27 protein-coding genes and 2 tRNA genes are annotated in these 24,807 nt (G+C 64.3%); 15 read left to right on the top strand and 14 right to left on the bottom strand.

What is annotated here, in order from left to right:
- Position 1: 1 nt before the first annotated feature.
- A complete protein-coding gene (locus BMW87_RS17650) occupies positions 2-961 on the bottom strand; it encodes a LysR substrate-binding domain-containing protein (RefSeq protein WP_093051196.1) in 960 nt (319 codons plus the stop codon).
- A 38-nt stretch (positions 962-999) separates the two neighbouring features.
- Between BMW87_RS17650 and BMW87_RS17645 the strand changes: the two genes are divergently transcribed.
- From BMW87_RS17645 to BMW87_RS17620, 6 genes are all read left to right on the top strand, one after another.
- Positions 1,000-1,950: an alpha/beta fold hydrolase gene (locus BMW87_RS17645; RefSeq protein ID WP_371258819.1), complete on the top strand. Its 951-nt coding sequence runs from the start codon at positions 1,000-1,002 to the stop codon at positions 1,948-1,950.
- Positions 1,947-3,032, top strand: coding sequence for a tartrate dehydrogenase (locus tag BMW87_RS17640; RefSeq protein ID WP_093077705.1), 1,086 nt, complete (start codon positions 1,947-1,949; stop codon positions 3,030-3,032). Before BMW87_RS17645 ends, BMW87_RS17640 begins: the two co-directional genes overlap by 4 nt.
- A gap of 210 nt (positions 3,033-3,242) precedes the next feature.
- Entirely contained in the window at positions 3,243-3,515 is a 273-nt protein-coding gene (locus BMW87_RS17635) for an HU family DNA-binding protein (RefSeq protein ID WP_007830705.1), read from the top strand.
- A 29-nt stretch (positions 3,516-3,544) separates the two neighbouring features.
- Positions 3,545-3,620: transfer RNA gene (locus tag BMW87_RS17630), tRNA-Val, on the top strand.
- Between the two features lie 77 nt (positions 3,621-3,697).
- Complete coding sequence (locus tag BMW87_RS17625) at positions 3,698-5,617, top strand: peptidyl-prolyl cis-trans isomerase (RefSeq protein WP_093077704.1); 1,920 nt, start codon at positions 3,698-3,700, stop codon at positions 5,615-5,617.
- A gap of 121 nt (positions 5,618-5,738) precedes the next feature.
- Positions 5,739-6,413 carry a histidine phosphatase family protein gene (locus BMW87_RS17620; protein WP_093077702.1) on the top strand — a complete coding sequence of 225 codons (675 nt, stop codon included), beginning with the start codon at positions 5,739-5,741 and terminating at the stop codon, positions 6,411-6,413.
- 12 nt (positions 6,414-6,425) lie between these two features.
- On the opposite strand, the gene BMW87_RS17615 is transcribed toward BMW87_RS17620, so the two are convergent.
- A complete protein-coding gene (locus tag BMW87_RS17615; RefSeq protein ID WP_093051185.1) occupies positions 6,426-6,758 on the bottom strand; it encodes a hypothetical protein in 333 nt (110 codons plus the stop codon).
- Between the two features lie 43 nt (positions 6,759-6,801).
- Positions 6,802-7,050 (bottom strand): GlsB/YeaQ/YmgE family stress response membrane protein, encoded by a 249-nt coding sequence (locus tag BMW87_RS17610; protein ID WP_007830716.1) that lies wholly within the window; start codon positions 7,048-7,050, stop codon positions 6,802-6,804.
- Positions 7,051-7,258: 208 nt separating this feature from the next.
- Between BMW87_RS17610 and BMW87_RS17605 the strand changes: the two genes are divergently transcribed.
- The 3 genes from BMW87_RS17605 to BMW87_RS17595 all read left to right on the top strand — a co-directional run bounded on the left by BMW87_RS17605 (position 7,259) and on the right by BMW87_RS17595 (position 8,681).
- Positions 7,259-7,891 carry a YbhB/YbcL family Raf kinase inhibitor-like protein gene (locus BMW87_RS17605; RefSeq protein ID WP_093077701.1) on the top strand — a complete coding sequence of 211 codons (633 nt, stop codon included), beginning with the start codon at positions 7,259-7,261 and terminating at the stop codon, positions 7,889-7,891.
- Between the two features lie 78 nt (positions 7,892-7,969).
- Positions 7,970-8,045 (top strand) — tRNA-His (locus BMW87_RS17600).
- A gap of 291 nt (positions 8,046-8,336) precedes the next feature.
- On the top strand, positions 8,337-8,681 hold the full coding sequence (locus BMW87_RS17595) for an H-NS histone family protein (protein ID WP_093051178.1): 345 nt from the start codon (positions 8,337-8,339) through the stop codon (positions 8,679-8,681).
- An 83-nt stretch (positions 8,682-8,764) separates the two neighbouring features.
- Here the strand turns inward: BMW87_RS17595 and BMW87_RS17590 are convergent, their stop codons facing one another.
- Positions 8,765-9,751: an NADPH:quinone oxidoreductase family protein gene (locus BMW87_RS17590; protein ID WP_093051175.1), complete on the bottom strand. Its 987-nt coding sequence runs from the start codon at positions 9,749-9,751 to the stop codon at positions 8,765-8,767.
- A 128-nt stretch (positions 9,752-9,879) separates the two neighbouring features.
- Between BMW87_RS17590 and surE the strand changes: the two genes are divergently transcribed.
- Genes surE through rlmD form a run of 5 tightly spaced genes read left to right on the top strand, consistent with a single transcriptional unit; the run spans position 9,880 to position 14,857 of the window.
- Positions 9,880-10,638: a 5'/3'-nucleotidase SurE gene (gene surE / locus BMW87_RS17585; protein ID WP_093051172.1), complete on the top strand. Its 759-nt coding sequence runs from the start codon at positions 9,880-9,882 to the stop codon at positions 10,636-10,638.
- A gap of 1 nt (position 10,639) precedes the next feature.
- The gene (locus BMW87_RS17580) at positions 10,640-11,413 is read left to right on the top strand and encodes a protein-L-isoaspartate(D-aspartate) O-methyltransferase (protein WP_093077699.1); all 774 of its coding nucleotides are present in this window, start codon (positions 10,640-10,642) and stop codon (positions 11,411-11,413) included.
- A gap of 11 nt (positions 11,414-11,424) precedes the next feature.
- Complete coding sequence (locus BMW87_RS17575) at positions 11,425-12,339, top strand: peptidoglycan DD-metalloendopeptidase family protein (RefSeq protein ID WP_093051166.1); 915 nt, start codon at positions 11,425-11,427, stop codon at positions 12,337-12,339.
- Between the two features lie 4 nt (positions 12,340-12,343).
- The gene (locus BMW87_RS17570; protein WP_093077698.1) at positions 12,344-13,390 is read left to right on the top strand and encodes a sigma-70 family RNA polymerase sigma factor; all 1,047 of its coding nucleotides are present in this window, start codon (positions 12,344-12,346) and stop codon (positions 13,388-13,390) included.
- A 30-nt stretch (positions 13,391-13,420) separates the two neighbouring features.
- Positions 13,421-14,857, top strand: a complete 1,437-nt coding sequence (gene rlmD / locus BMW87_RS17565; protein WP_093077696.1) for a 23S rRNA (uracil(1939)-C(5))-methyltransferase RlmD — start codon at positions 13,421-13,423, stop codon at positions 14,855-14,857.
- 60 nt (positions 14,858-14,917) lie between these two features.
- On the opposite strand, the gene BMW87_RS17560 is transcribed toward rlmD, so the two are convergent.
- The gene (locus BMW87_RS17560) at positions 14,918-15,619 is read right to left on the bottom strand and encodes a Bax inhibitor-1/YccA family protein (protein WP_093077694.1); all 702 of its coding nucleotides are present in this window, start codon (positions 15,617-15,619) and stop codon (positions 14,918-14,920) included.
- Positions 15,620-15,783: 164 nt separating this feature from the next.
- Between BMW87_RS17560 and BMW87_RS17555 the strand changes: the two genes are divergently transcribed.
- Positions 15,784-16,191: a GlcG/HbpS family heme-binding protein gene (locus BMW87_RS17555; protein ID WP_093051154.1), complete on the top strand. Its 408-nt coding sequence runs from the start codon at positions 15,784-15,786 to the stop codon at positions 16,189-16,191.
- A 182-nt stretch (positions 16,192-16,373) separates the two neighbouring features.
- On the opposite strand, the gene hemP is transcribed toward BMW87_RS17555, so the two are convergent.
- The 9 genes from hemP to BMW87_RS17510 all read right to left on the bottom strand — a co-directional run bounded on the left by hemP (position 16,374) and on the right by BMW87_RS17510 (position 24,793).
- Positions 16,374-16,586: a hemin uptake protein HemP gene (hemP, locus tag BMW87_RS17550; protein ID WP_093051151.1), complete on the bottom strand. Its 213-nt coding sequence runs from the start codon at positions 16,584-16,586 to the stop codon at positions 16,374-16,376.
- A gap of 95 nt (positions 16,587-16,681) precedes the next feature.
- Positions 16,682-17,095 (bottom strand): ExbD/TolR family protein, encoded by a 414-nt coding sequence (locus BMW87_RS17545; protein WP_007830740.1) that lies wholly within the window; start codon positions 17,093-17,095, stop codon positions 16,682-16,684.
- 5 nt (positions 17,096-17,100) lie between these two features.
- Positions 17,101-17,817: a MotA/TolQ/ExbB proton channel family protein gene (locus BMW87_RS17540; RefSeq protein ID WP_093077692.1), complete on the bottom strand. Its 717-nt coding sequence runs from the start codon at positions 17,815-17,817 to the stop codon at positions 17,101-17,103.
- A gap of 22 nt (positions 17,818-17,839) precedes the next feature.
- Positions 17,840-18,550 carry an energy transducer TonB gene (locus BMW87_RS17535; protein ID WP_093077691.1) on the bottom strand — a complete coding sequence of 237 codons (711 nt, stop codon included), beginning with the start codon at positions 18,548-18,550 and terminating at the stop codon, positions 17,840-17,842.
- 92 nt (positions 18,551-18,642) lie between these two features.
- Positions 18,643-18,915 (bottom strand): (2Fe-2S)-binding protein, encoded by a 273-nt coding sequence (locus BMW87_RS17530; RefSeq protein ID WP_093051142.1) that lies wholly within the window; start codon positions 18,913-18,915, stop codon positions 18,643-18,645.
- Between the two features lie 115 nt (positions 18,916-19,030).
- Positions 19,031-19,711, bottom strand: a complete 681-nt coding sequence (locus BMW87_RS17525) for a Fe2+-dependent dioxygenase (RefSeq protein ID WP_093077689.1) — start codon at positions 19,709-19,711, stop codon at positions 19,031-19,033.
- Positions 19,712-19,802: 91 nt separating this feature from the next.
- Positions 19,803-22,199, bottom strand: coding sequence for a catecholate siderophore receptor Fiu (locus BMW87_RS17520; protein WP_093051136.1), 2,397 nt, complete (start codon positions 22,197-22,199; stop codon positions 19,803-19,805).
- Between the two features lie 231 nt (positions 22,200-22,430).
- Positions 22,431-23,792, bottom strand: coding sequence for a sulfite reductase subunit alpha (locus BMW87_RS17515; protein WP_093077687.1), 1,362 nt, complete (start codon positions 23,790-23,792; stop codon positions 22,431-22,433).
- Complete coding sequence (locus tag BMW87_RS17510; protein ID WP_093077686.1) at positions 23,789-24,793, bottom strand: FAD:protein FMN transferase; 1,005 nt, start codon at positions 24,791-24,793, stop codon at positions 23,789-23,791. Before BMW87_RS17510 ends, BMW87_RS17515 begins: the two co-directional genes overlap by 4 nt.
- Positions 24,794-24,807: the final 14 nt, after the last annotated feature.

The raw sequence follows: 24,807 nt of genomic DNA, 5'->3' as shown, positions 1-24,807 counted from the left end.
CTTAACGTGCGCCGGCCTTGCCGGGCTTCCAGGGCTCGCCGCGGAACTGCTCCACGAGGTGATCGACCAGCAGGCGCACGCGGCGCGGCGTCTTCGGCCGCCAGGGCGCGATCCAGTGGATGTCGGCTTCCGCCATCGCATATTGCGGCAGCACGCGCACGAGTTCGCCGCTCGCGAGTTGCGGTGCGATGTCCCACAGGCTGCGCAGCATGACGCCGTGCCCGGCCACGCACCAGTCGCGCACCATCTCGCCCGAGTTGCTGGCCAGCGGCCCTTGAACACGCACGCGCGCCGTGCTGCCGTCGCGCGCATGGCGCAGGGTCCAGAGCGCGTACTGGCGCTGGCTGGCATCGCCGTTCTCGCGGGCGACCAGGCAATCGTGCGAAGCCAGTGCCTCGACGGTGGCCGGCGTGCCACGGCGCTTCAGGTAGCCGGGCGACGCCGCCAGCACGCGCTGGTTGCGCGCGATGCGCCGCGAGACCCAGTCGGCCGCATGGCGCTGCTGCACGGCCCAGAGCCAGACCGCGCCGTCGTAGCCTTCGGCGCCGAGGTCGGGCAGCTGCTCGGTCAACATCAGCTCGATCTGCAGCGCGGGGTGCCGCGCCTGAAAGGCCGCCACCGCCGGTCCGAGCCAGCGCCGGCCGAAGCCGAATGTCGCGGCCAGACGGACTGTGCCGGTCAGCTCGTTCTGGCGTTCGCCGAGCTCGCTTTCGAGTGCGGCAAAGCCGTCGAGCAGCGTTCGCGCATGCAGGCAGACCGCCTCGCCTTCGGCGGTGACGCTGAGCCGCCGGGTGGTGCGGTCGAACAGGCGCTGGCCCAGGCGGGCTTCGAGCGCGCCCAGCCGCTTGGTGATGACGGAGGGCACGACATCGAGCGTGGCTGCCGCGCCCGCCAGGCTGCCGTGGTCGCGAATGGCCAGTACCAGTGCGAGGTCGCCGCGGTCCATCGAGGGTTGATTCATGCCAGATCAGAAAGTATGAATTGACTGATTGTTGCTTGATGATCGTGGAGGCGCAACGCACAATCGTTCCCGTGACGGCCTCTTTTCTTTCCCTTCCCACTTTCGACATCGAGCGCAACGGCGTGCGCATCCACGGCCGTATCGGCGGGAGCGGGGCTCCCTTGCTGCTGCTGCACGGTCATCCGCAGACACATGCGATCTGGCATCGCGTGGCGCCGGCATTGATGGAGCGGTTCACGGTGGTCGCGGTCGACCTGCGCGGCTACGGCGATTCGGGCCGGCCGGCGGCCGATGTCGAACACGCGGTCTACAGCAAGCGGGAGATGGCGCTCGATGCACTCGCCGCCATGCGGCATCACGGCTTCGAGCGCTTCGGCGTGCTGGCGCACGACCGTGGCGCGCGTGTGGCTCATCGGCTCGCGATGGACCATCCCGCAGCAGTCGAGCGCATGCTGCTGCTCGATATTGCACCCACGCTTGCGATGTACGAGCAGACTTCCGAAGCATTTGCCAAGGCCTACTGGCATTGGTTCTTCCTGATTCAGCCGCCGCCGCTGCCCGAGGCGCTGATTGCGTCCAACCCCGTGCGCTACGTGCGCAGCGTGATGGGCGGGCGGCATGCCGGCCTCGCGCCTTTTGCGCCCGAGGTGCTGGCCGAATACGAGCGCTGCGCCGCCATCGCGGGCACCGCCGAATCCATCTGCGAGGACTATCGCGCCTCCGCCACCATCGACCTCGTGCACGACCGCGAAGACATCGCCGCCGGCCGGCAGCTGGCGCAGCCGCTGCGCGTGCTGTGGGGCGAGCATGGTGCAGTCGGCAAGGCCTTCGACGTGCTCGCGCCGTGGCGCGACCGCGCCGCCGATGTGTCGGGCCGTGCGTTGCCGTGCGGCCACTACGTTCCCGAAGAGGCTCCGGACGAGTTGCTCGCCGAGGCCCAGGCATTCTTTCTACCTCTACAACACGCACACGCAGGAGCCAACTCATGAGCACCCACAGAATCGCAGTCATCGCCGGCGACGGCATCGGCAAGGAAACCATGCCCGAGGGCGTGCGCGTGCTCGATGCCGCGGCGCGCAAATTCGGCATCGACCTGAAGTTCGACCACTTCGATTTCTCGAGCTGGGACTACTACGAGAAGCACGGCCAGATGCTGCCCGACAACTGGAAGGACCAGATCGGCGGGCACGACGCCATCTTCTTCGGCGCGGTCGGCTGGCCCGAGAAAATTCCAGACCACGTGTCGCTGTGGGGCTCGCTGCTGATGTTCCGCCGCGAGTTCGACCAATACGTCAACCTGCGTCCGGCACGCCTGATGCCCGGCATCATCGCGCCCGTGGTGCGGCGCGACGGCACGCCGCGCGAGCCCGGCGAGATCGACATGTACATCGTGCGCGAGAACACCGAGGGCGAGTACTCCAGCATCGGCGGGCGCATGTACCAGGGCACGCCGCGCGAGATCGTGGTGCAGGAAACCGTGATGTCGCGCGTGGGCGTCGACCGGGTACTGAAGTTCGCGTTCGAGCTCGCTCAATCGCGGCCGAAGAAGCATCTGACCAGCGCCACCAAGTCGAACGGCATCTCGATCACCATGCCGTACTGGGACGAGCGCGTGGCCGAGATGGGCAAGAACTACCCGGGCATCACGCTCGACAAGTTCCACATCGACATCCTCACCGCGCACTTCGTGCAGCGGCCCGACTTCTTCGACGTGGTGGTGGCGAGCAACCTGTTCGGCGACATCCTGTCGGACCTGGGCCCGGCCTGTACCGGCACCATCGGCATCGCGCCGAGCGCCAATCTCAACCCGGAGCGCACCATGCCCTCGCTGTTCGAACCGGTGCATGGCTCGGCGCCCGACATCGCCGGCAAGGGCATCGCGAACCCGATCGGGCAGATCTGGTGCGGCGCGATGATGCTGGAGTTTCTGGGCCACAAACAGGCGCACGACGCCATTCTTTCGACCATCGAGAAGGTGCTCGCGCCCCAAAGCGGAGCACCACGCACCCCGGACATCGGCGGGACGGCCAGCACCAGCGACCTCGGCAAGGCGATCGCCGAGGCGCTTTGAAAAAGGAGTTCACGAAAGGCCCCTAAAATCGCGCGCTCCGCTGATCGGCATGGCTCTGTGTCTTATTGACACCCTGCAGACCAGTGGTTGTAATCCTCGCTGGCAGTGCGCTGCCGAGGCGTCAGGCCTGCCAGGCTCTTGAGTCGCACCGTTTGCGGCCAGGTCGCAGCTGACGGAAGCCGACCAACTTTTTTTCTACAAGGGGCCCTTGTGAACAAGACCGAACTGATTGAGCACATCGCAAAGAACGCCGATATTTCCAAAGCCGCAGCGACCCGTGCGCTCGAATCCACCATCGGCGCCATTCGTACCACGCTCAAAAAGGGCGGCTCCGTTTCGCTCGTCGGTTTCGGCACTTTCGCAGTAGGCAAACGCGCGGCCCGCACCGGCCGAAATCCCCGCACCGGCGACGCGATTAAAATCAAGGCAGCCAAGATCCCGAAGTTCCGTCCAGGCAAGGCGCTGAAAGACGCGCTGAACTAAGACGTTAGACTCGGAAAGTATTCCCGGTGGGGTGCTTAGCTCAGTTGGTAGAGCGGCGCCCTTACAAGGCGTAGGTCGGGGGTTCGAGCCCCTCAGCACCCACCACCACCCGATGCAAAGGCGAACCACAAGTTCGCCTTTTTTATTGCCGTCCGACAGCCGTCGAAAAAGAGTGTTCAAGCATGTTTGATTTCTTCCGCAAGTACAACAAGATCGTCATGATTTTCTTGTTCTTGCTGATCATTCCCTCGTTCGTGCTCTTCGGTGTCGAGCGCTACCAGGGCTCCGGTCGCGACGAGAAGGTAGCCCGCATCGAGGGCCACGACATCACGAAGCCCGAATGGGATCAGCAGCACCGCGTTGAGACCGATCGCATTCGCCAGCAGATGCCTACTGTTGATCCGACCGTGCTCGAATCGGATGCGTTGCGCTACGCAACGCTAGAACGCATGGTGAAAGAGCGGGTATTGGCGGCAGCAGCGAGCAAGTCAAACCTTGTGATTTCGGATGAACGCATGAAGCGTATCGTCGCCCAAGACCGGGGGCTCGACCGCTATTTCGATAGCGCGAACAAATTCAATGCCGAACTTTTTGCGCAGGAGCAGCGCCAATCGGTCGAGCAATACAAGGCCAACGTACGGGCACAGGCGAGCTTGCAACAGGTCGCGCAGGGCATTTCGGATACAGCCTTCACACCGCCGGCACTGGCCGCCACCACCATCAACGCCTTCTACGACAGCCGCGAAATCCAGGTGGCCCGCTTCAGCCCCGAGAGCTTCGCATCGAAGGTGACGGTGAGCGATGCCGACATCGAGACCTACTACAAGGACCACACGGCACAGTTTCAGGCGCCCGAGCAGGCCAGCATCGAGTACCTCGTGCTCGACCTCGAGGCGGCCAAGAAGAACGTCGTCGTGAACGAGGCCGACCTCAAGACCTATTACGAACAGAACGCCTCGCGCTTCGGCACCAAGGAAGAGCGCCGCGCCAGCCACATCCTGATCACCGCGCCAGCCAGCATGTCTGCCGCCGACCGCGAAAAGGCCAAGGCCAAGGCCGAGCAACTGCTGGCCGATGTGAAGAAGGCGCCCAACACCTTCGCCGACTTGGCCAGGAAAAACTCGCAAGATGATCTGACGGCGAAAAGTGGTGGTCAGCTTGACATGGGGCCAAAGGGGAGTCTCATTGCCAAGCCATTGGACGATGCTGTATTCGCGCTCAAGAAGGGCGAAATTGGCAACTTAGTCGAGTCAGAGTTTGGCTTCCATATCGTTCAGCTCAACGAGGTCAAACCAGCGCAGGTGCCGCCCTTCGAGCAAGTGCGCGCGACCATCGAGAACGACATGCGCTCGCAGCAGGCGACGCAGGAGTTCGCGAAGGCGGCCGAAGCATTCACCGATGCGGTCTACCAGTCGCCCGAGAGCCTCAAGCCGGCGGCCGACAAGCTGAAGCTCACGATCAAGACGGCCGACAACGTCGCGCGCCTGCCTGCACCGGGCGCTACCGGTCCGCTGGCCAGCCGCAACTTCCTGAGCGCGCTGTTCGCAGCCGACTCGCTCGACCGCAAGCAGAACACTGAAGCGATTGAAGTCGGCCCCAGCCAGCTTGCTTCGGGCCGCGTGACGAAGTACACGCCGGCGCATCCGGTGCCGCTGGCTGACGTGAAGGACAAGATCCGTGCGCAACTCGTCACCGAGCGCGCTGCGGTGCTGGCCAAGACCGAGGGCGAGGCCAAGCTCGCTGCGTGGACCGCCAAGGCAGACGGCGCGACTTTCGGCGCACCCGTGACGGTGTCGCGCCGCGACGCGCAATCGCAGCCGCTGCCGGTCATCGACGCCGCGCTGCGTGCGGATGGCTCCAAGCTGCCCGCGATCGTGGGCGTGGACCTCGGCGCGCAGGGCTATTCCGTGGTCCGCGTGACCAAGATTGTTCCGCGTACGCCGCCGCCACCCGAGCTCGCAAAACAGGAGCAGGCGCAGGTCGGCCAGTCCGTGTCCGCGGCTGAAGATGCCGCCTACTACAACATGCTGAAGGACCGCTTCAAGGCTGAGATCCTGGTGCCGAAGCCGGCAGAAACGCTGCCGACTGCTGCGGGCCGCTGATACACACGAGCGTCGCCAGGCAAAGCCCGAGCCAATCAAAGGCTCGGGCTTTTTTCATGGCCGCGCGAATTGGTCGCACGAGGGACAAGCGGCGTCTTCGCTTCTTGCCAGAATCCCGTGCATGGGAACCCTCTACCTCGTGCGCCACGGGCAGGCCAGCTTTGGCGCTGCCGACTATGACAACCTGAGCGAACTCGGACATCGCCAAGCTGTTCGCCTCGGTGAGTACTGGCGTGAGCGCGGCATGAAGTTCGATGCCGTCATCACCGGCACGTTGAAGCGCCATCGCCAGACGTGGGAAGGCATCGCCAAGGGCCTTGGTCTCGAGCGCGACGACGTGTTGCCGTGGCCCGGCCTCAACGAGTACGACAGCGAAGCGGTCATCGCCACCATCCACGAAGGCCAGCTGCAGAAGCCCGATTCGCCCGAGATGTACCGTCACCACTTCCGCCTGCTGCGCGAAGGGTTGAGCGCGTGGATGCAGGGCAAGACGGCGCCAGTCGGCATGCCGAGCTATGTCGACTTTCTGGCTGGAGTGACGACGGCGCTCGACCACGTGCGTGACAAGCACCATGGCGCGAAGGTACTGGTGGTGTCGAGCGGGGGGCCGATCAGCACGGCAGTGGGGCATGTGCTCGGTACGAGCGCCGAGACAACGATCGAGCTCAACCTGCGCATCCGCAATACGTCGGTGACCGAGTTCGCCTTCACGCCCAAGCGGCACATGCTCGTGACCTACAACACGCTGCCGCACCTGGATGGTCCGGCGTATGAAGACTGGATCACCTACTCCTGAAGGCTTGCCGCATCAGGCCTGCCAAACGCCGTAGCCGGCCTTGCGCAGCGCGATGCCGAGGTCGACCTCCATCAGGCGTGCGTCCTCGTAGGTCATCGGGTTGTAGCGTTCGTAGAGCGCGGGCAGCAAGCGAAGGCCGAACTCCTGCACGAAGGTGTTGGCCTGGATGCCGGCCTTGTGCTTGTCGAAACGGATGTCGGGGTCCAGGCCGGTCATGCCGACGTAGACGAAGGGCTTGCCGAGTTGGTAGTCGGGGTTGGCGCGCCTGAAGCGGCCGTTGTTCCATACGCGGTCGTCGAGTTCGACCACATAGACATGATGCTTGGCGCGTGGTTTGCGGGGCATCACAGTGGCCGTGCGCGCGGAGCGGCACGGCCCCTTTTTTGCATCAGCTCTTGCGCTTGATCAGGCCGTAGATGATGAGCAGCACGATCGCGCCCAGCACGGAGGCGATGAAGCCAGCGCCCTGGCCGGCGGTGTACCAGCCCAGCGACTGGCCGACGTACGTGACGATCAGCGAGCCTGCAACGCCGATGATGGTGGTGACGATGAAGCCCGCGGAGTCGTCGCCCGGTTTGACGGCCCGTGCCACAAGACCCACGACGAACCCGATCAGAATAGTCCAGACGATGCTCATGAAGAAATTCCTTTGGTGGTGAAGTGGTGGAAGTGGCCAGAAGCCATGCCCGTCTGCGCGGGCCGCATTCATGATAGCGGAGCGATATGCGTGTCGGTGCCGGCGACGCACATCGAACAGGCACACGAGAATTTGTGCCGGACTTCGTGACGTGGAGGCTGCGCCGCGTCCTACAGGTCCGCTGCCAGCGCCGCGATACACCGTTCGCATGCTCGAAAAACTGCCCGAAGTCATCGGCCAGGCGCTGCAGGGTGTGCGCGCCGGCCTGGACAACATCGTCTTCAACACTCTCGGCATGCGGGAAGGGATGGCCTCCATTGCGCTCACCAGTGTGGCCTTTGCGGATCATGCGCCGCTGCCGAGGCGCTATACCGCTGATGGCGAAGGCGTATCGCCGCCGCTCCAGTGGACCGGCTTGCCGGCTGGCGCGGCGTCGTTGCTGCTTATCGTGGAAGACGCCGATTCACCCACGCCGAATCCGCTGGTGCATGCCATCGTGGTGAATCTTGCGGCGGACAGCGGGGCGCTGGCCGAGGCTGCCATTCCCAGTCAGGGCAGTGAGGGCGCGGGATTGCACGTTGGGCGCAATTCGACACTGCAGGCAGCTTGGCTGCCGCCCGATCCGCCTCCTGGGCACGGGGTCCATCGATACGCGTTCCAGTTGTTTGCGCTTGGAAGCGTTCCGGAGCTTTCAGACACTCCCGGCCGTGACGAGATCGTCGATGCCTTGCACGAACACGCTATTGCCAGCGGACTGTTGATCGGCACGCACGAGAGATCCGATGGCTCGATCAAGATTCAGGAGGGTGTGACCCCGGGCGGGCCAATGGCGGCCGGGTGAAAATGTAGCTTTCAGGCCTCGCCATTGATTGCTGCCGTCAAAACCGCGATTTTTAACGCTACAATCGTAGGCTCTGCGGTGGCTGTAGCTCAGCTGGTAGAGTCCCAGATTGTGATTCTGGTCGTCGTGGGTTCGAGTCCCATCAGCCACCCCAAAAAATATCTCATATCTCCTTTGTGCTATTGCGCAATAGCGCTCAAAGGATCACAGCGCCGGGCTTGCCCCGGCGTTGCCATTTCTGGCCGCCGCAACTTCTTCTTCTGCCTGCGCGCCGCGGACTCTTTTCCCCATCTCACGTGCATATAACGCGTCCAAAGTGGTGCGCTTTATGTTGCGAGTTGTTGCATTAATGCAATGCGCCGCCAATTTTTTCGCGCGGTAAGGTACTTGTGGCAAATGTAAACTGAATTAAAATCCACCCGTTTTCAATTTCAGGAGTCCAACAATGGCTTCGACCCTCGCCGATATCAATTCCCAGATCAAGAAGCATGACGAGCAGATTGCGCAATTGCGCAAGCAGGCTGAAGACCTGCGCAACCAGGAACGCGCAGGCGTGGTTGAAGAGTTGCGCAAGAAGATCGCCGAATACGGTTTGACGGCTTCCGATCTGAAACTTACCGGCCGTGTGGGCGCGGCCAAGCGCAGTGCGGGAGCTGCTCCGGCCAAGGCTGCCGCCAAATACCGCGGCCCGACGGGCGAAACCTGGTCTGGTGGCCGTGGCCGCAAGCCGCGTTGGGTGACTGAGGCATTGGCCGCAGGCAAGTCGCTTTCTGATTACGAGATCAAGTAAGTGCCCCTGTTTTTGCTGGGCAGGTGCCCAATAAAAAAGCCCGCATGCGCGGGCTTTTTTATTGGGCGTTGAGGGGGACGCGCTCAGTTCACCATCACCAGTTTTCCTTTAACGCCGCGCGAACCCATGTGGGCGTATGCGGCCTTCAATTCCGCCATCGGCATCGTGCTGTCGATCACTGGCTTGATCTTTCCCTGACCGTACCAGTGCGCCAATTCCGCCATCATCTGTGCATTGGCCTTGGGTTCTCGCTTGGCGAAATCGCCCCAGAACACGCCGACCAGCGAAGCGCCTTTCAGCAGCGTCAGATTCAATGGCAGCGACGGAATCGGGCCGGACGCAAAACCGACGACCAAATAACGGCCGCGCCAGCCGATGGAGCGAAAGGCCGGCTCTGCAAAATCACCGCCCACCGGGTCGTAAATGACGTCCGGTCCTTTGCCATCGGTGGCGGCCTTGATGGCGTCGCGAAAACCGTTGGGCAGCGCATGCGTCGTGTAGTTGATCGTCGCGTCGGCGCCGATGGAACGGCAAAGCTCGCATTTCTCATCAGTGGAGGCGGCTGCGATCACCTTGGCTCCTGCAGCCTTTGCGATCTGGATGGCCGCCGTACCCACGCCGCCAGCCGCACCGAGCACCAGCACGGTTTCGCCGGCCTTGAGTTGCGCGCGGTCCATCAGTGCATGCCACGATGTGGCATAGATCATGATGAAAGCCGCCGCATCGACGTGACCGAAACCTTCAGGCAGTGGCATGCACAGGGCCGCGGGCGCCAGCGTATGGGTGCCGAAGCCGCCAGTGCCCGAAAGGCAGGCCACGTTCTGCCCGACCTTGAGGTGCGTGACACCATCGCCGACCGCCTGGACGACGCCCGCATATTCAGAGCCCGGCACGAAGGGGAGGGGCGGCTTCATCTGGTATTTGTTCTGCACGATAAGCAGATCGGGGAAATTCAGGCTCGCCGCCTTGATTTCGATCAGCACCTGACCCGGGCCCGGTGTTGGTGTCGGCAGTTCTTTCCAGGTCAGCGCGTCGACGCCGGTGGGGTTTTCGCAAAGCCATGCGTGCATGCTCGGGTCTCCTTCGGGTAGGTAATGTTCGGCCAATGAATGCGGGCGATGATAGGTGGCGCGGTGGGGTGGGCTTGTCCCTGCTGCGACGCACCCGACGCCTACAATCTGAGCGCATCCAGGACACCATGAAGATACTAATTTCCAACGACGATGGCTTTCAGGCGCCGGGCATCGTCGCGCTGCACGACGCGCTCAAGGACATCGCCGAGGTCGAGGTGGTTGCACCCGAGCACAACAACAGTGCCAAGTCGAACGCGCTGACCCTGGCGGCACCGCTCTACGTGCGCGAGGCGCACAACGGCTTTCGCTATGTGACCGGCACTCCAGCCGACTGCGTGCACATCGCGCTCAAGGGCCTGCTCGACTATCGGCCCGACCTGGTGGTTTCCGGCATCAACAACGGTGCCAACATGGGCGACGACACCATCTATTCGGGCACGGTCGGTGCGGCGATGGAGGCCTATCTGTTCGGCATTCCGGCCATTGCGTTCTCGCAGATCGAAAAAGGCTGGGCACATGTGGATGCGGCCGCCCAGGTGGCGCGTCGACTGGTGCAGCAGATCGAACGCGAACGCATGCTCGACGGCGGTGCTTTCCTGCTCAACGTGAACGTGCCGAACCTGCCTTTCGACGAGTTGAAGCCCGTCAAGGTCTGCCGGCTCGGCCGCCGCCACGCGGCTGAGAAGGTGATCACGCAGGACAGTCCTCGCGGCGAGACCATGTATTGGATCGCCGGCGCGGGCGGCGCCAAGGACAGCGGCGAAGGCACCGACTTCCATGCCACTGCAGCCGGCCACATCGCGCTGACACCGCTGCAGATCGACCTGACCGACCACGCCAATCTCGGCCAATGGCGCGAGACGGTGGCCCGTCTCGGCAACTGACATGGCCACACAGCGGCCCAGTTTCCCCGTTCGCCTGACACCTACTGCTTCTGCCGCCACGCGTGGGCGCATGCCCGCCGTGCCGGCCAAGCCCTTGGTGCACTCCACGCCCTCGATGGCGTCTGATGCCGTGCGCGCGCGCATGGTGCAGAGGCTCGCGGCACAAGGTATTTCCGATCCGCGCGTTCTGCGCGCGATGGGGGCCGTGGAGCGGCATCGTTTCGTCGACAGTGCGCTGGTCAACCAGGCGTACGAGGACACGAGCCTGCCGATCGGGTTGGGACAGACCATTTCGAAGCCCAACGTGGTGGCCCGCATGATCGAGCTGCTGATGGGTGCACCCGCACTGGCAGGAAAGCCGCAGGACAAACTGGGCCGCGTGCTCGAGATCGGCACCGGTTGCGGTTACCAGGCGGCCGTGCTGAATCATGTTGCGACCGAGGTCTACAGCATCGAGCGTCTGCGTGGCCTGCACGAGCGAGCGCGCGCCAACCTGCGGCACTTCCGTTTGGCCACGGTGCACCTGATGCTGGGCGACGGGATGGTCGGCTATGCCAAGGGCGCGCCCTATGCCGGCATCATTGCCGCGGCAGGCGGCGAGGCGGTGCCCGAGGCCTGGATTGCGCAGCTCGCGGTGGGCGGCCGCATCGTGGCGCCAACCCAATCAGCGAGTGGTGGTCAAGCCCTTGTCGTCATCGACAAGACCTCACGGGGACTGGAGCGGCTCATTCTTGAGGCGGTTCACTTTGTCCCCCTAAAATCGGGTATCGCTTGAAGGAATAACAAATGCAGGGTTTTGGCAATCGGAGTTGGTTCGCTGGCGTCACGTTGGCCTTTGTGCTCGTGATCGCGGGCTGTTCCACACCGCGTGGGCCGGCACCGGTCGAAGACCGCGGCACCATGACGCGCGCGCCAGGCGCAGCAGTGCCCGGCGGCCCGCCCATCACCACAGATGCCAACGGCAAGCCACTCGCCGGTATCGAAAACTATGGCAAGCCTGGCTACTACGCTGTGCGCCCGGGCGACACGATCCGCCGTATCGGCAATGAAACCGGCCAGCGCTGGCAGGACATCGTTCGCTGGAACAACATCGATAACCCAGACCTGATCGAAGTCGGCCAGGTGCTGCGCGTGATTCCGCCAGTTGGTTCGGGAACGGCTGTTGCGGCCGCGCCCGCGACGCCTCCGGCCACTTCTTCCGAAGGTGCGGTCACGAAGCCTGTGACGCCGCAGCCTGCGGTGGTGCCTACGACGCCTGCCAGCGGTGCGAGCAAGCCACCGGCCCCGGTTACGGCTTCCCCAGCCAGTCCTGGCAGCGGCAACTCGGGTGATGAAGACCTCGGCTGGATCTGGCCCGCCAGCGGTTCGCTGATCGCGGGTTTCGACGAAGCCAAGAACAAGGGCTACGACATCAGCGGCAAGGCGGGCGACCCCGTGCTGGCCGCCGCCGACGGTCGTGTGGTCTATGCGGGTGCGGGTCTGCGCGGCTATGGCAACCTGATCATCCTGAAGCACAACAACACCTACCTCACGGCGTATGCGCACAACCAGACGCTGCTCGTGAAGGAAGACCAGTCGGTTCAGAAGGGCCAGAAGATCGCCGAGATGGGCAACAGCGATGCTGATCGCGTGAAGCTGCATTTCGAGATTCGCCGCCAGGGCAAGCCCGTCGATCCTTCGCGCTACCTGCCCGGCCGGTGATGCCATGGCTGCCTCCCGCCCCCGCCGTACGCTGTTGCCTGTGCGCGGGTCGGCGGGCAGGGGCAGCAGCCCATCTTCCAGCAAGGGTCAGCGCGAGCTCACCAGCGAGAGCGCTGGTCCCCAAGAAGAAGGCGTAGATCCGTCGTCGACAGACACCGCGCTGCCCAATGGCGTCGCGAGCGAACTGATTGGCGGCGAGGGCGCGGATGCGCTGACCATCTACCTGCGCCAGGTCCGGCGCACCGAACTCTTCACGCCCGCGCAGGAATACCAGACTGCATGCGCCGCGCGGGCTGGCGACTTCGCCGCGCGCCAATCGATGATCGAGCACAACTTGCGGCTCGTGGTCAACATCGCCAAGAGCTACCTGGGCCGGGGCGTGCCGCTGTCCGACCTCATCGAGGAAGGCAATCTTGGCCTGATGCACGCCATCACCAAGTTCGAGCCCGAACGCGGCTTTCGCTTTTCCACGTATGCGACCTGGTGGATCCGCCAGTCTGTCGAGCGCGCCGTCATGACGCAGGCGCGTGCGATCCGGCTGCCGGTGCATGTGGTGCGCGAACTGCAGCAAGTTCTGAGGGCTCGCCGCACCCTCGAAGGCGACGCCGAATTCCTTGCGCACCGGCCCGACGGCGTGCGCGTGGAAGACATTGCTGCGCTGCTGGGCCGCGAGGTGCAGGCGGTGGCCGACCTGCTGGCCCTGTCCGAGGCCCCGCGCTCGCTGGATGCGGGCGATGCCCGGGGAGACGAGGGCTTCACGCTGGCCGATACCGTGGCTTCTGAAGACGAGCAGAGTAGTCCGACTGGCGTGGCGCACACGCACGAGGTGGAGCGCCTGCTCGACCAATGGGTGCACGCCCTCGATGCGCGCGAACGCGAGGTGCTGGAGGGGCGCTATGGCCTGCACGACCGCGAGCCCGAAACGCTGGAGGTGCTGAGCGTGCGCCTCGGCCTCACGCGCGAGCGTGTACGGCAGATCCAGAACGAGGCGCTGGCCAAGATGCGCCGCCAACTGGCCCGTTCGGGCGTGGGCCGCGACGCGCTGTTCTAGGGGGCCCGGCCACGCTGAGACAATCGGGGGATGACGGAATCCATCGAAGAAAAGAAAGTCCCCACGAATCCCGGCGAAGAATGGCTGCAGGTCGAGTCTCTCGACCTCGATGCGCAGGGCGTGGCGCACAAGGCCGACGGCATGGTCGTGTTCATCGAAGGCGCATTGCCTTTCGAGGAAGTGCAGTTCAATGTCCATCGCCGCAAGAACAACTGGGAGCAGGGCACGGTCACGACCATCCGCCGCGAATCGTCGCAGCGGGTGCGCCCGGGCTGCCCGCATTTCGGCCTGCACACGGGTGCCTGCGGCGGTTGCAAGATGCAGCACCTGGACGCGGCCGCCCAGGTGGCCGTGAAGCAGCGCGCACTGGAAGACAACCTGTGGCACCTCGGCAAGGTCAAACCCGACAACCTGCTGCGGCCGCTCGAAGGGCCGGCTTGGCACTACCGCTACCGCGCGCGTCTTTCGGTGCGCCATGTGGTCAAGAAGGGCACGGTGCTGATCGGTTTTCACGAACGCAAGAGCCGCTACCTGGCCGACATGCAGGTGTGCCCGGTGCTGCCGAAGCAGGTCAGCGAGATGCTGATGCCGCTGCGCGCGTTGATCGGTTCGATGGATGCGCGCGAGACATGCCCGCAGATCGAATTGGCCTGCGGTGACGCACCCGATTCCACGCGGCTCGGCACGATCGCTTTGGTGCTGCGTCACCTCGAGCCGCTCTCGCGTGCGGACATCGATCGGTTGAAGGCCTTTGCCGCGGGCAACGAAGGCGTCCAGTGGTGGCTGCAAGCCAAGGGGCCGGAAACCGTGAAGCTGCTGGAAGAGGGCGGCACGCCGCTGGCGTATCGGCTGCCGGAGTTCGGTGTCACGATGCCGTTCAAGCCCACCGATTTCACGCAGGTCAATCCGCACATCAATCGGGCGCTGGTGGGCAAGGCGCTGCGCCTGCTCGACGTGCAGTCGGACGAGCGCGTGATCGACTGGTTCTGCGGCCTCGGCAACTTCACCCTGCCGCTGGCGAGCAAGGCGCGCGAGGTGCTGGGCATCGAGGGCAGCGACACGCTGGTGGCGCGCGCGACCGACAACTTCAAGAGAAACCAGCCTGCAACCTCGGCCCGCCGTGCGTTGTCGCCTGCAACCTTCGTGGCGCGCAATTTGTTCGACATGACGCCGGCGATGCTGGTGGCAGATGGCAGCGCCGACAAGTGGCTGGTCGATCCGCCGCGCGAAGGCGCGTTCGCGTTGGCCAAGGCCATGGCCGACCTACACCAGCAGCCCGAGTTGCGCACTGATGGCTGGACGCCGCCCAAGCGCATCGTGTACGTGAGTTGCAATCCCTCAACGCTCGCGCGCGACGCCGGCTTGCTGGTGCACCAGGCGGGCTACCGCTGCACATTCGCGGGGGTGGTCAACATGTTTCCGCACACCGCGCACGTCGAGTCGATAGCGGTCTTCGAGCTGGAATGAAAAAGGGCCCCTCGGGGCCCTTTGTTCTGGTGAGCGCGATTCGCTCGCTTGTTCGTTCGTTCAGTCGCGCTCGCCGCCGAAGATGCCCAGCAGCGCCAGCAGACTCTGGAACACGTTGAACAGGTCGAGGTATAGCGCGAGCGTGGCGCTGATGTAGTTGGTTTCGCCGCCGTCCATGATCTGCTTCAGGTCATAGAGCATGTAGGCCGAGAAGATGCCGATGGCAGCCACCGAGATGACCAGCATGCCCGTGGTCGAACCAACGAACACATTGATGATGGCGCCGAACATCAGCACCAGCGCGCCGACGAACAGGAACTTGCCCATGCCTGACAGGTCGCGCTTGATGACCGTGGCCAGCGAGGCCATCACGAGGAACACGCCGGCGGTGCCGCCGAAGGCCGTCATGATGAGTTCCGAGCCATTCTTGAAGCCGAGCACCATCGCGATCAGGCGCGACAGCATCAGGCCCATGAAGAAGGTGAAGGCCAGCAGCACCGGCACGCCGGCGGCGGAGTTCTTGGTCTTCTCGATGGCGAACATGAAGCCGAAGGCGCCGCCGAGGAAGACGATGAGGCCCAGGCCACCGGTGAGCGAGCGGGTGATGCCGGTGCTCACGCCGACCCAGGCGCCCAGAACGGTGGGCAGCATGCTCAGTGCAAGCAGCCAGTAGGTGTTGCGCAGTACGCGCTGGCGTTCAGCCTGCGCCAGCGGCTGGCCGTAGCCTGTTGAAGTATCTAGGGTGGTAACGCGGTCGTTCATGGCCGGAGCTCCTGTGATTGCTGCAATGACGCAGTTGGGCGCATTCTAGGGGGCTGCAAGAGGGGGTGTCGCAAAGACCGTATGCGGGGTGTTCTCAAGCCCTTAAGACACCCCTGGCAGCATGGCCGTTATGCTGTCGGGTTTTCACGCAAACTGAGCTCATCATGAAGACCAAATCTTTCCTCGAACTCGCCGACGTCAAGGCCGTTGCCGCAGCGGCTGAAGCCGAGGCCCTGAAGAACAACTGGGCGGTGACGATCGCGATCTCGGACGACGCCGGCAACCTGCTCTGGCTGCAGCGCTTGGACGGCGCCGCGGCGCTGTCTTCGCACATCGCTCCTGCCAAGGCGCACACGGCAGCTATGGGCCGGCGCGAAAGCAAGGTCTACGAAGACATCATCAACGGCGGCCGCACGGCGTTCCTGACGGCTCCCGAAGTGCAGGGCTTGCTCGAAGGCGGCGTGCCTATCGTCAAGGACGGCCAGGTGATCGGCGCTGTTGGCGTGAGCGGCGTGAAGTCGAATGAAGATGCCCAGATTGCCAAGGCGGGCATTGCGGCTCTCGGCCTCTGAGTTTTTCTTCCGCACAAAGCAAAACGCCGACTTCGAGGTCGGCGTTTTCTTTTGGGCTGCTTCAGCGTGAAAAAAAGCTTGGCTAGTCGGCGAACCGTTGGCTAGCAAAAAACGACCCTTCGGAGATGAATCTCCTTGAGTCGCCCCACGATGAAACTTGCGCGAAGGGCGGGCTGGACGACTTACTTGGTCAGGATCAGCTTGCCGAGTTTGGTGGCTTGAAGCCGGTAGAGGGAACCGTTGTGCATGATGCCCACGGTCTTGCTTCCTTTCAGAAGCTCCGTGCTTTCGACCATCGGCACCGGACGCGTTGCCTGGATGGACGCATGGCCGCCACCCGACTGGTCGAGCGAAGGATGGTTCAGGACAGAAAAGGCATTCGGTGTGGCTGGCATCTGGAGTTCCCTTATCGAAGCGATGAGTGAATGATAATGATTCGCAATAAAAAGTCAATCGTCGCGATCAACTTTTTTTGGCTTGCGATTTCAGATCACTTCGCTTCAGGCTCCGTGATGAAGCCGATCTTGCGCACACCGGCTTCACGGGCTTCCGACATCGCCTTGGCCACGCGCTCGTAACGCACGGCCTTGTCGCCGCGGATATGCAGCTCGGGCTGCGGTTCCTTGGCGGCTTCGGCGGCGAGGCGGTTGGGCAGCTCGCTGTCGTCGATCTTCTGTTCGTTCCAGTAGTAGGAACCGTCAGCCGTGACGCTGAACAGGATGTTCTGCGGTTTGGGCTGCTCTGGCTCGCTGGAAGCGCGCGGCAGGTCGATGTTGACTGCGTGCTTCATCACCGGCACGGTGATGATGAAGATGATGAGGAGCACCAGCATGACGTCGACCAGCGGCGTCATGTTGATCTCGTTCATCACCTCATCGGGTTCGTCTTGCGTTCCGAAAGCCATGATGCTCAGCCCTTCTTGAGCGGAACCACGATGGCATCGCCGCTGCCGCTCTGGACGCGGGCGCCGGTCACGAAGTAGGCGTGCAGGTCGTGGGCGAAGGCGTTGAGCTTGGTCAGCACGAACTTGTTGCCGCGCACCAGTGCGTTGTAGCCCAGCACCGCGGGAATGGCCACGGCAAGGCCGAGCGCCGTCATGATCAACGCTTCACCGATCGGGCCAGCCACCTTGTCAATGGTCGCCTGGCCGGCCGAGCTGATGCTCATGAGCGCGTGATAAATACCCCAGACAGTGCCGAACAGGCCGATGAACGGCGCGGTGGAGCCGACCGAAGCCAGGATCGCGAGGCCGGTCTGCAGTCGGGCGGTGAAGGCGTCGATGCCATTGCGCAGTGCGCGCGTGATCCAGTCGCTCACGTCGAGCGCATCGTGCAGATGGGCCTTGGTGTTGCGGTGGTGAGCAGCCGCCTCGCGGCCTTCAAGGGCCAGCGCGCGGAAGGGGTTGCTGTCGTCCTTGCCCAGTTTGTTCAGCGCGGTGGCGAAGTCTTCGCTGTGCCAGAAGTCCTGCGAATGCTTGGCAAGGCGCTTGTAGCGGACGACATCGAGTGCCTTGACGATGATCACGATCCACGACGCGAGCGACATGCCAACCAGCAGCACCGCCACGGCCTTGGTGACGAAATCGCCTTGATTCCAGACGTTCATCAAGCCAAATTGGGAATCCATACGAAGTTGCTCCAGAGAAAAATTAGTTCAGGACGTAATTGACGGGGGCGTCATAGGACATGGCCTGCACCACGCCGTTGACCTTGCCGGGCACAAACCGGCATTTCATGATGTATTCCACGGCCGCCTCGTCGAGGCGATCGAAGCCGCTGGATTTCTTGACCTCGGCGCTCTTGGGCAGACCGTCGACACCGACGAGCACCCGCACGATCACCTTGCCCTGTTCGCCGAGCCGTTTGCTCATGGCGGGGTAGGTGGCTTTCGGATTCTGAAGATAGTCGGCATTGCTCGACGGCAACTGCACGGCCGGTGGCGCCGGGGGGGCAGGTGGTGGCGCGGGCGGCGCCGGTGGAGCGGGAGGTGCCGGCGGCGTTGCCGGTGGGGGCGGTTCCGTGACGCCGACGGGCGCCATGGGCGCCGGCGTGGGCTTCGGCTCGCGAATGGCCTGGGGCCGCGGCGGAGGCGGCGCCTTGGTCACCTTGGGTTGGGGCGGTGGTGGTGGCGGCGGAGGCGGGTCCGCCTTCGGCTTCGGTGGCTCGACGAACTGGCTCAATATTTCGACGGGAATCACCACTTCAGCGGCGCGGCGCAGCAATCCGCTTTGAAGCGCCCAGAGCGCGGCCGCGTGAAACAGGATGACACCGCCGGCAATGACGACATTGCGCGAAAGGCCAAGGACGGATGGGGGGGGAGCAAAGCGGTCAGACACGATCAACCATTCGAATGCGGGCACCGCGAAAGGTGCCCCGATTGCAGCAAAACCGCTACGAAGACGCCACGCGCGCTACTTGCGAAAGATCCACCAGACCGAACCTGCGACCAGAATCAGGCTGCCGCCGAGTGCCGAGACGAGTTCCATGCCTTGCTTTCCTTGATGGAGTTGGCAAGCTGGATCGCTCTCGGACCCGAATCGCAATTCAGCGCGGCGACCGGATGCGAAGCGCTGCACTGCGCGACGATATCGCGCGCACAACCTTCACATTGACCACACTGGGTGGCCACGCCAAGTTCGAATTGCACTTCGTCAAAAGTCATGCCGGCCCGCACGTGGCGTGCGATTTCTCGGTCGGAGACTCGGCGGCAGACGCAAACGATCATGGCTGTGAAAGCGGCAGTTGGCTGGCTGTTGGATGTGGTCGATTATAAATAAGAATCCATCGCATTTGCAATAACTATGTGTTACTGATTCATGCAACATCTTGTTCCCCCGGAATCAGACCTCCGACCAGAGCCGCAGCAGGTTGTGATAGTGCCCGGTCAGCGCCACCGTTTCCTCGCATTCGTCGAGGCGCGCGCGCAGTTTCTGGATGTTCTGGTCGAGCTCGAACAGCATGCTGCGCTGCTGATCGTTTCGCACCATGCTCTGCAGCCAGAAAAATGAGCAGATCCGCGCACCCCGGGTCACAGGGTGAACGCGATGCAGGCTGCTGGCCGGGTAGAGGATGAGATCGCCGGCCGGCAGCTTCACTTCGTGCGAGCCGTAGGTGTCGATCACCTCCAGTTCGCCGCCCTCGTAGTCTTCGGGGTCGCACAGGAAGAGGGTGCACGACAGGTCAGTGCGCAGTTGTTGACCACTGCCGGGCAGAGCACGGACCGCACCGTCGACATGAACGCCGTAATGCTCGCCCCCCTCGTAGCGATTGAACAGCGGCGGCACGAAGCGCGACGGAAGCGCTGCCGAGAAAAAGAGCGAGTGCCGGGCCAGCGCGGCCAGCACGATGTTGCCCAGCTCCCGGCCGACGGCCGACTGTTCCGGCAACTGGCGATTGCGCTTGACCTGCGCGCCTTGTGCGCCGACCGTCTCGCGCCCGTCGGTCCATTGCGTGGCGTCGAGCGCGGCGCGCATTTCGCGCACCTGGTCAGGGCTCAGCACTTCGGGCACATGCAGCATCATTTTCAGGAACTCCGCAAAGAGAAAAGCCCCGGCGCGGGCCGGGGCTCGAGTTTCGCACCGCACCGGGCGAACCCGGCGCGCACAAGGACCGTCAGAACGCGAAGTTCGCGGTGATCTTGGCCGAGCGCGGCGTGCCCGGCGTGTAGCGGTAGCCGCTCTTGTTGATGGCCGCCACGTAGTCCTTGTCGAACAGGTTGTACAGGTTCAGCTGGATGTCGATGTTCTTGTTGATGCGATAGGAGGCCATCGCATCGAACACCCAGTACGAATCGACGTACGCCGGCGTTCCCACCGCACCGTCGGTGCCGCGCTGCAGCTTGCCGTTGTAGCGGGCGCCGCCGCCGACAGTCAGGCCGAACGGGAACTGGTAGGTGGTCCAGAGCGTGAAGGCCTTCTTCGGCGTGTAGGCGAGGGCGGTCGAGCCATCGGCCAGCACCGAGGGGCCGCTCGCCACACGGGTGTTCATGGTGGTGAAGCCCGAGCTCACGCCCCAGTTATCGGTCAGCGCGCCTGATACGCCCAGCTCGACGCCCTGCACGCGCTTCTTGCCGGTCTGGAAGTACTGCTGCGAGACCGCGTCCTGCACGACTTCGTTGCTCACGTCGGTGCGGTACAGCGCCGCCGTCAGGGCCACGCGCTTGTTCATCACGTCCCACTTGGTGCCGACCTCGTAGGTCTTGGCCTTCTGCGGCAGGAAGTCGGTGCGCCCGGCGCTGTTGCCGGTGCCGCTGGCGGCCAGCTGGAAGTTGGCGCCGCCCGGCGGCTGTGCGGCGGTGCCGTAGGCCGCGTAGACGCTGCTGTTCTCGGTGGGCTTGTAGACCAGGCCGATCTTGCCGGAGAGCAGGTTGTCCGACAGCTTCAGGTTGGTCGGCGTGATCGTCGAGGTCTGCGGGCCGTTGCCGGTGCGTGCCAGCGTCAGCGCGGTGGCGTTGTACGTGGTCGAGTAGTGGTCATAGCGCAGGCCGGCGGTCAACTGCCATTGCTCGTTGAACTTGAGCGTGTCGAAGGCGTAGAGGCCGATGGTGTCGGTGCTGCCGTCCGAGCCGGTGCCGTTGGCAATGCGGTTGTAGCCGCTCACGTACGGGTTCGGGTTGTACAGGTTGGCGGCTGGCCACGAACCGGCTGCTGCCAGCGTGGTGCCTACGCTGGGGTAGCCCGCAGCGTAGTAGTTGTTGGCGGTCTGCTTCTCGCGGATGAATTCGAGGCCGCCGTTGAACGAGTGGCTGATGCTGCCGGTGTTGAACTTGGCCGACACGCTCGTCTGGTTGGTGAAGATCGTGTTTTCCTGGTCCTTGTTGGTGGGCAGGTTGCGCGTGACGGTCCAGCTGGCGGGAATCGTGGGGATCACCGTGTTGAGGAAGCCCGCGTTCGCGGCCGGCAGTTGGCCGACACCGGTTGCCGACGCCGTGAGGCCGCCGCCCATGAACGACGTCAGCATGTAGTCCTGCGAGGTCTTGCCGTAGCGCGTGGTGTTGCGGATGGTGATGTCGGGCGTCAGGTCGTGCTCGATGCGCGCGGTGAACATGTCCGCGGTCACATTGTCGAAGTCCGAGCTGGTGCCGTAGAAGTTGCTCGAATCCACGCGCGCGGCGGCGTTCAGGTAGGTGCGGCGCGCCAGGCCGCGCGTGATCGCGGTGGCGTCAGGCGTGCTGTAGCCCGGCAGGCCGATGGTGGGCACACCGCCATCGGGAATGTTGTTCTGCTTGACGTGCAGGTAGTCGAGGAAGATACGCGTCGGGCTGTTCAGGCCGAGGGCCAGCGACGGGGCGATCGCCGTGCGCTTGTTCTTGACGAAATCGCGGCCGGCCACGCCGCCGTCTTCGGTTACTGCATTGAGGCGGAACGCCGCGCCGATGCCGTTGGCGCTGCTGAGCGACTTGTTCCAGTCGACGCTGCCGCGCTTGAAGTCGGCGCTGCCGAAGCTGAGCGAACCAAGGAAGCTGTCTTCGAGCTTCGGCTTCTTGGTGACGAGGTTGATGTAGCCGGTGGGCGAGGTGCGGCCCACGTCGGTGCCCGACGGGCCCTTCACGACCTCGATCTGTTCGATGTTGAACACGTCGCGCGACACCGAGCCCAGGTCGCGGATGCCGTCGACGAAGATCGCGCTCGAGCTGTCGAAGCCGCGCATGAAGACGGCGTCGCCTGTGTTGGTGTTGCCGTTTTCCCCGAGGAAGAAGGTGCCCACGCCGGGTGTGTTGCGCAGCGCCTCGGTCAGGGTGGTCGCGCCCTGGTCGCGAATGATCTGTTCCTTGATGACCTGGATGGTTTGGGGCGTGTTCACCAGAGGAGCCGTGAACTTGGGGTTCGACGAGTTGTCGGTCTTGTAGTCGGCGGCGGTGGAGTCCTGCACGCGGACTTCAGGCAGCGCGCCACCCGATTGGGCGAGAGCGGCTGGGGCCGCAATGGCCATCAGCGTGGCGGCGGCAGCGCCTGAGAGGTGTGGAACGGCGCGCGAAACGGTGTGTTTGCGGCTCTTGATGTAGGCCATGAAGTTCTTCTCCGAAAAGGGCGGCAGCAGGACTCGACTGGCGATGTCCTGGCGGCCTGCGTTTTCTGGAGAAGCGAGGGCGGACTGGCTGGGTGAGTCGACTTACAAAGCGTTTGTAAATCGCTGAGAATGATATTGCTTCTCAATACGACGAAACGCAGATGGAGCACTTTCTAATCCGAAAGTTTTGCTTTCTGTTGCTATCGCGCAACTGAAGCAGGCGTGCGGGCCTCAATAGACGTCGCGGCGATAGCGCCCGCTGGCTGTCAGCTCATTCACCAGCGCCTCACCCGCAACCTGCCGCAACGCGGCGTCCACGCCCGACGCCATGCCTTGCAAGCTTCCGCAGACATAGACGGCCGCGCCGTCGTGCAGCCACCGCAGCAAGGCGTCGGCCGACTGCAGCAGCCGGTGCTGGACATAGAAGCGCTCCGCCTGATCGCGCGAGAACACCATGTCGAGCCGCTGCAGCACGCCGTTGGCCTGCCAGGTTTCGATTTCTTCGCGATAAAGGAAGTCGTGGGCCGCCTGGCGTTCGCCGAACACCAGCCAGTTGTCGTGCCTGCCCGCGGCGGCACGGGCCCGCAGGTGCGCGCGCAGACCAGCCAGGCCGGTGCCATTGCCGATGAGGATCAGCGGCCGCGTTTCGTTGCCATCCAGGCGGAATCCCCGATGAGGCCGCAGCCGCAAGGCCACCGTGTCGCCGATGCTGAGGGTGGACGTGAGCAGCCCTGACGCAGCACCAAGCGTCCCGTCGGGATGTTGCTCCTGCCGGACGAGCAATTGCAGTTCGCCGTCGGCATGCACGGATGAGATCGAATAGTCGCGCGGGCGCGCCGGATCGCTCGCCACCGCCACCTGCGCCAGGTCGCCCGAAACCCAATGCGGCATCGCACCGGCCTGCGGCACAAGTCCGAGGTGGAAGACAGGTGCGCCCGCACTGCCTTGATTGAGCCGCTCGCGTGCAACGAGCCGCCACTGCGTGAAGCTGGTAGTCGCGCTGTCGTCGGCCGCTGGCATATCGCCCCATTGCGCCTGCCATGCGGCCAGTGCCGCAGGGTCGCTGGTGTCGACCTCGATGCGATCGAACTCGCGCTTGGCGCCCGTCGCAAGCAGCCACTCGTCGAGCGCGCGGCCGAAGCCGCAGAAGTTGGCGTACTGGCGGTCGCCCAGCGCCAGAACGGCATAGCGCAGCGAAGGCAGCTTGGGTGGCGAATTCATCATCACGCGTTCGGCGAACACGCTGGCGCCATCAGGTGCGTCGCCTTCGCCGTAGGTGCTTGCGATGAAGAGTGCACGCCGCGCGGCGGCAAGCGTCGGGGCATCGAGCGTGTTCAGCTCCATCACGCGAGCCGGCATGCCTGCGGCGCTCAGCTGCCGCGCGGTCTGCCAGGCGATGGCTTCGGCCTGGCCGGTCTGGCTGGCGAACAGCACGAGAATGGGGGGCTCGTCGCCGCTCCCCGAGAGCGCCACGGCGTCGCGTGCGGCAGCGGCTTGACGCCTGCGCTCGCGCATGTAGATCGACGCACAAAGCGCCGCATACGCCACCACGGTGGAACCCGCACCCAGCGCGCGCAAGGTGAGGTCGTTCATGCCCCGGCCAGTGCGGGCCACGCGCGCGTGGCCTTTGCCGCAGGCGATGCGTCGCCATGGCTCACGAACAGCGCGGCAACGTCGTGCTGCTGCGCAAAGTCGAATCCTTCGTCCGGGCCCAGCACCGTCAGCACGGTGGCCAGCGCGTCGGCCTGCATGCATTCCACGTGCAGCACGGTGACGCTGGCCAGCGCATGAGCGACAGGCTCGCCCGTGCGCGGATCGATGGTGTGCGACCAGTGGCGCCCTTCGTGCGAGCGCCGATGCCAGCGGTCGCCCGAAGTGGCGATGGTCATGTCGGCGAGCGCAACGCGCCGCGCCTTGGTCGGGTCGCCGTCGACGAGCACTTGCCAGGGCTGCCCACCGGGACGTTGCCCGGTGCCTCGCAACTCTCCGCCGACTTCAAAGAGAAGGTCGACAAGGCCAAGTGCGCGCAGCGCCTCGACGCCGTGGTCGACCGCGAAGCCCTTGGCAATGCCCGAAAGGTCGAGCGCGACGCCGCCCGGTTGCAGCAGCGAGCCATCGACCGAATCGAAGGCCAGCCGCGACCAGCCGACGCGCGCACGCGCATCGGCCAGGGCCTTTGCAGCAGGTAGGCCGCCTTCACGCGCTTCGGGGCCGAAGCCCCAGCAAGCGACGAGCGGACCGACCGTCGGATCGATCGCACCACCGCTGGCTGCTGCCCATCGCGCAGCACAGCGCATCACCTCGGCGAACTCCGCGGGCAGCACGTGCAGCGACCCGGCTGGCGCCCGGTTGAACCGGCTGATGTCCGAGTCCGGCTCCCAGTGGCTCATCTGCGCGATCACACGGCCAAGCGCCGATTCGACGGCCGCGCGCACCTGCGCCAGCGGCAGCATCCGCGGATTGTCGAAGCGCAGCGACCAGGTCGTGCCCATGGTCTGCCCGCCAAGCTGCTGCAGGGTCGCGGGATCGGCGGGACGCGGTACGGCCGCGTTGGCGTAGCCGCCAGCGCGCCATGTGCTGAACGAAATGCCCAAGGTGGCTTGCTGCG

The organism is Variovorax sp. OV084, from assembly GCF_900111625.1.
GTDB lineage: Bacteria > Pseudomonadota > Gammaproteobacteria > Burkholderiales > Burkholderiaceae_C > Variovorax.
Note: the sequence above shows the minus strand (reverse complement) of the source record. Positions and strands in the feature narration are given on the sequence as shown.

What these genes read in the sequence shown, in the direction of transcription:
- BMW87_RS17575 (WP_093051166.1), top strand. Translation starts at nt 11,425, where the DNA reads ATGCAGGGTTTTGGCAATCGGAGTTGGTTCGCTGGCGTCACGTTGGCC.
- BMW87_RS17570 (WP_093077698.1), top strand. Translation starts at nt 12,344, where the DNA reads ATGGCTGCCTCCCGCCCCCGCCGTACGCTGTTGCCTGTGCGCGGGTCG.
- BMW87_RS17640 (WP_093077705.1), top strand. Translation starts at nt 1,947, where the DNA reads ATGAGCACCCACAGAATCGCAGTCATCGCCGGCGACGGCATCGGCAAG.
- BMW87_RS17560 (WP_093077694.1), bottom strand. Translation starts at nt 15,619, where the DNA reads ATGAACGACCGCGTTACCACCCTAGATACTTCAACAGGCTACGGCCAG.
- BMW87_RS17620 (WP_093077702.1), top strand. Translation starts at nt 5,739, where the DNA reads ATGGGAACCCTCTACCTCGTGCGCCACGGGCAGGCCAGCTTTGGCGCT.
- BMW87_RS17525 (WP_093077689.1), bottom strand. Translation starts at nt 19,711, where the DNA reads ATGATGCTGCATGTGCCCGAAGTGCTGAGCCCTGACCAGGTGCGCGAA.
- BMW87_RS17545 (WP_007830740.1), bottom strand. Translation starts at nt 17,095, where the DNA reads ATGGCTTTCGGAACGCAAGACGAACCCGATGAGGTGATGAACGAGATC.
- BMW87_RS17615 (WP_093051185.1), bottom strand. Translation starts at nt 6,758, where the DNA reads ATGCCCCGCAAACCACGCGCCAAGCATCATGTCTATGTGGTCGAACTC.
- rlmD (WP_093077696.1), top strand. Translation starts at nt 13,421, where the DNA reads ATGACGGAATCCATCGAAGAAAAGAAAGTCCCCACGAATCCCGGCGAA.
- BMW87_RS17580 (WP_093077699.1), top strand. Translation starts at nt 10,640, where the DNA reads ATGGCCACACAGCGGCCCAGTTTCCCCGTTCGCCTGACACCTACTGCT.
- BMW87_RS17645 (WP_371258819.1), top strand. Translation starts at nt 1,000, where the DNA reads ATGATCGTGGAGGCGCAACGCACAATCGTTCCCGTGACGGCCTCTTTT.
- BMW87_RS17625 (WP_093077704.1), top strand. Translation starts at nt 3,698, where the DNA reads ATGTTTGATTTCTTCCGCAAGTACAACAAGATCGTCATGATTTTCTTG.
- BMW87_RS17540 (WP_093077692.1), bottom strand. Translation starts at nt 17,817, where the DNA reads ATGGATTCCCAATTTGGCTTGATGAACGTCTGGAATCAAGGCGATTTC.
- BMW87_RS17530 (WP_093051142.1), bottom strand. Translation starts at nt 18,915, where the DNA reads ATGATCGTTTGCGTCTGCCGCCGAGTCTCCGACCGAGAAATCGCACGC.
- surE (WP_093051172.1), top strand. Translation starts at nt 9,880, where the DNA reads ATGAAGATACTAATTTCCAACGACGATGGCTTTCAGGCGCCGGGCATC.
- BMW87_RS17650 (WP_093051196.1), bottom strand. Translation starts at nt 961, where the DNA reads ATGAATCAACCCTCGATGGACCGCGGCGACCTCGCACTGGTACTGGCC.
- BMW87_RS17610 (WP_007830716.1), bottom strand. Translation starts at nt 7,050, where the DNA reads ATGAGCATCGTCTGGACTATTCTGATCGGGTTCGTCGTGGGTCTTGTG.
- BMW87_RS17520 (WP_093051136.1), bottom strand. Translation starts at nt 22,199, where the DNA reads ATGGCCTACATCAAGAGCCGCAAACACACCGTTTCGCGCGCCGTTCCA.
- BMW87_RS17515 (WP_093077687.1), bottom strand. Translation starts at nt 23,792, where the DNA reads ATGAACGACCTCACCTTGCGCGCGCTGGGTGCGGGTTCCACCGTGGTG.
- BMW87_RS17595 (WP_093051178.1), top strand. Translation starts at nt 8,337, where the DNA reads ATGGCTTCGACCCTCGCCGATATCAATTCCCAGATCAAGAAGCATGAC.
- BMW87_RS17555 (WP_093051154.1), top strand. Translation starts at nt 15,784, where the DNA reads ATGAAGACCAAATCTTTCCTCGAACTCGCCGACGTCAAGGCCGTTGCC.
- BMW87_RS17590 (WP_093051175.1), bottom strand. Translation starts at nt 9,751, where the DNA reads ATGCACGCATGGCTTTGCGAAAACCCCACCGGCGTCGACGCGCTGACC.
- BMW87_RS17605 (WP_093077701.1), top strand. Translation starts at nt 7,259, where the DNA reads ATGCTCGAAAAACTGCCCGAAGTCATCGGCCAGGCGCTGCAGGGTGTG.
- hemP (WP_093051151.1), bottom strand. Translation starts at nt 16,586, where the DNA reads ATGCCAGCCACACCGAATGCCTTTTCTGTCCTGAACCATCCTTCGCTC.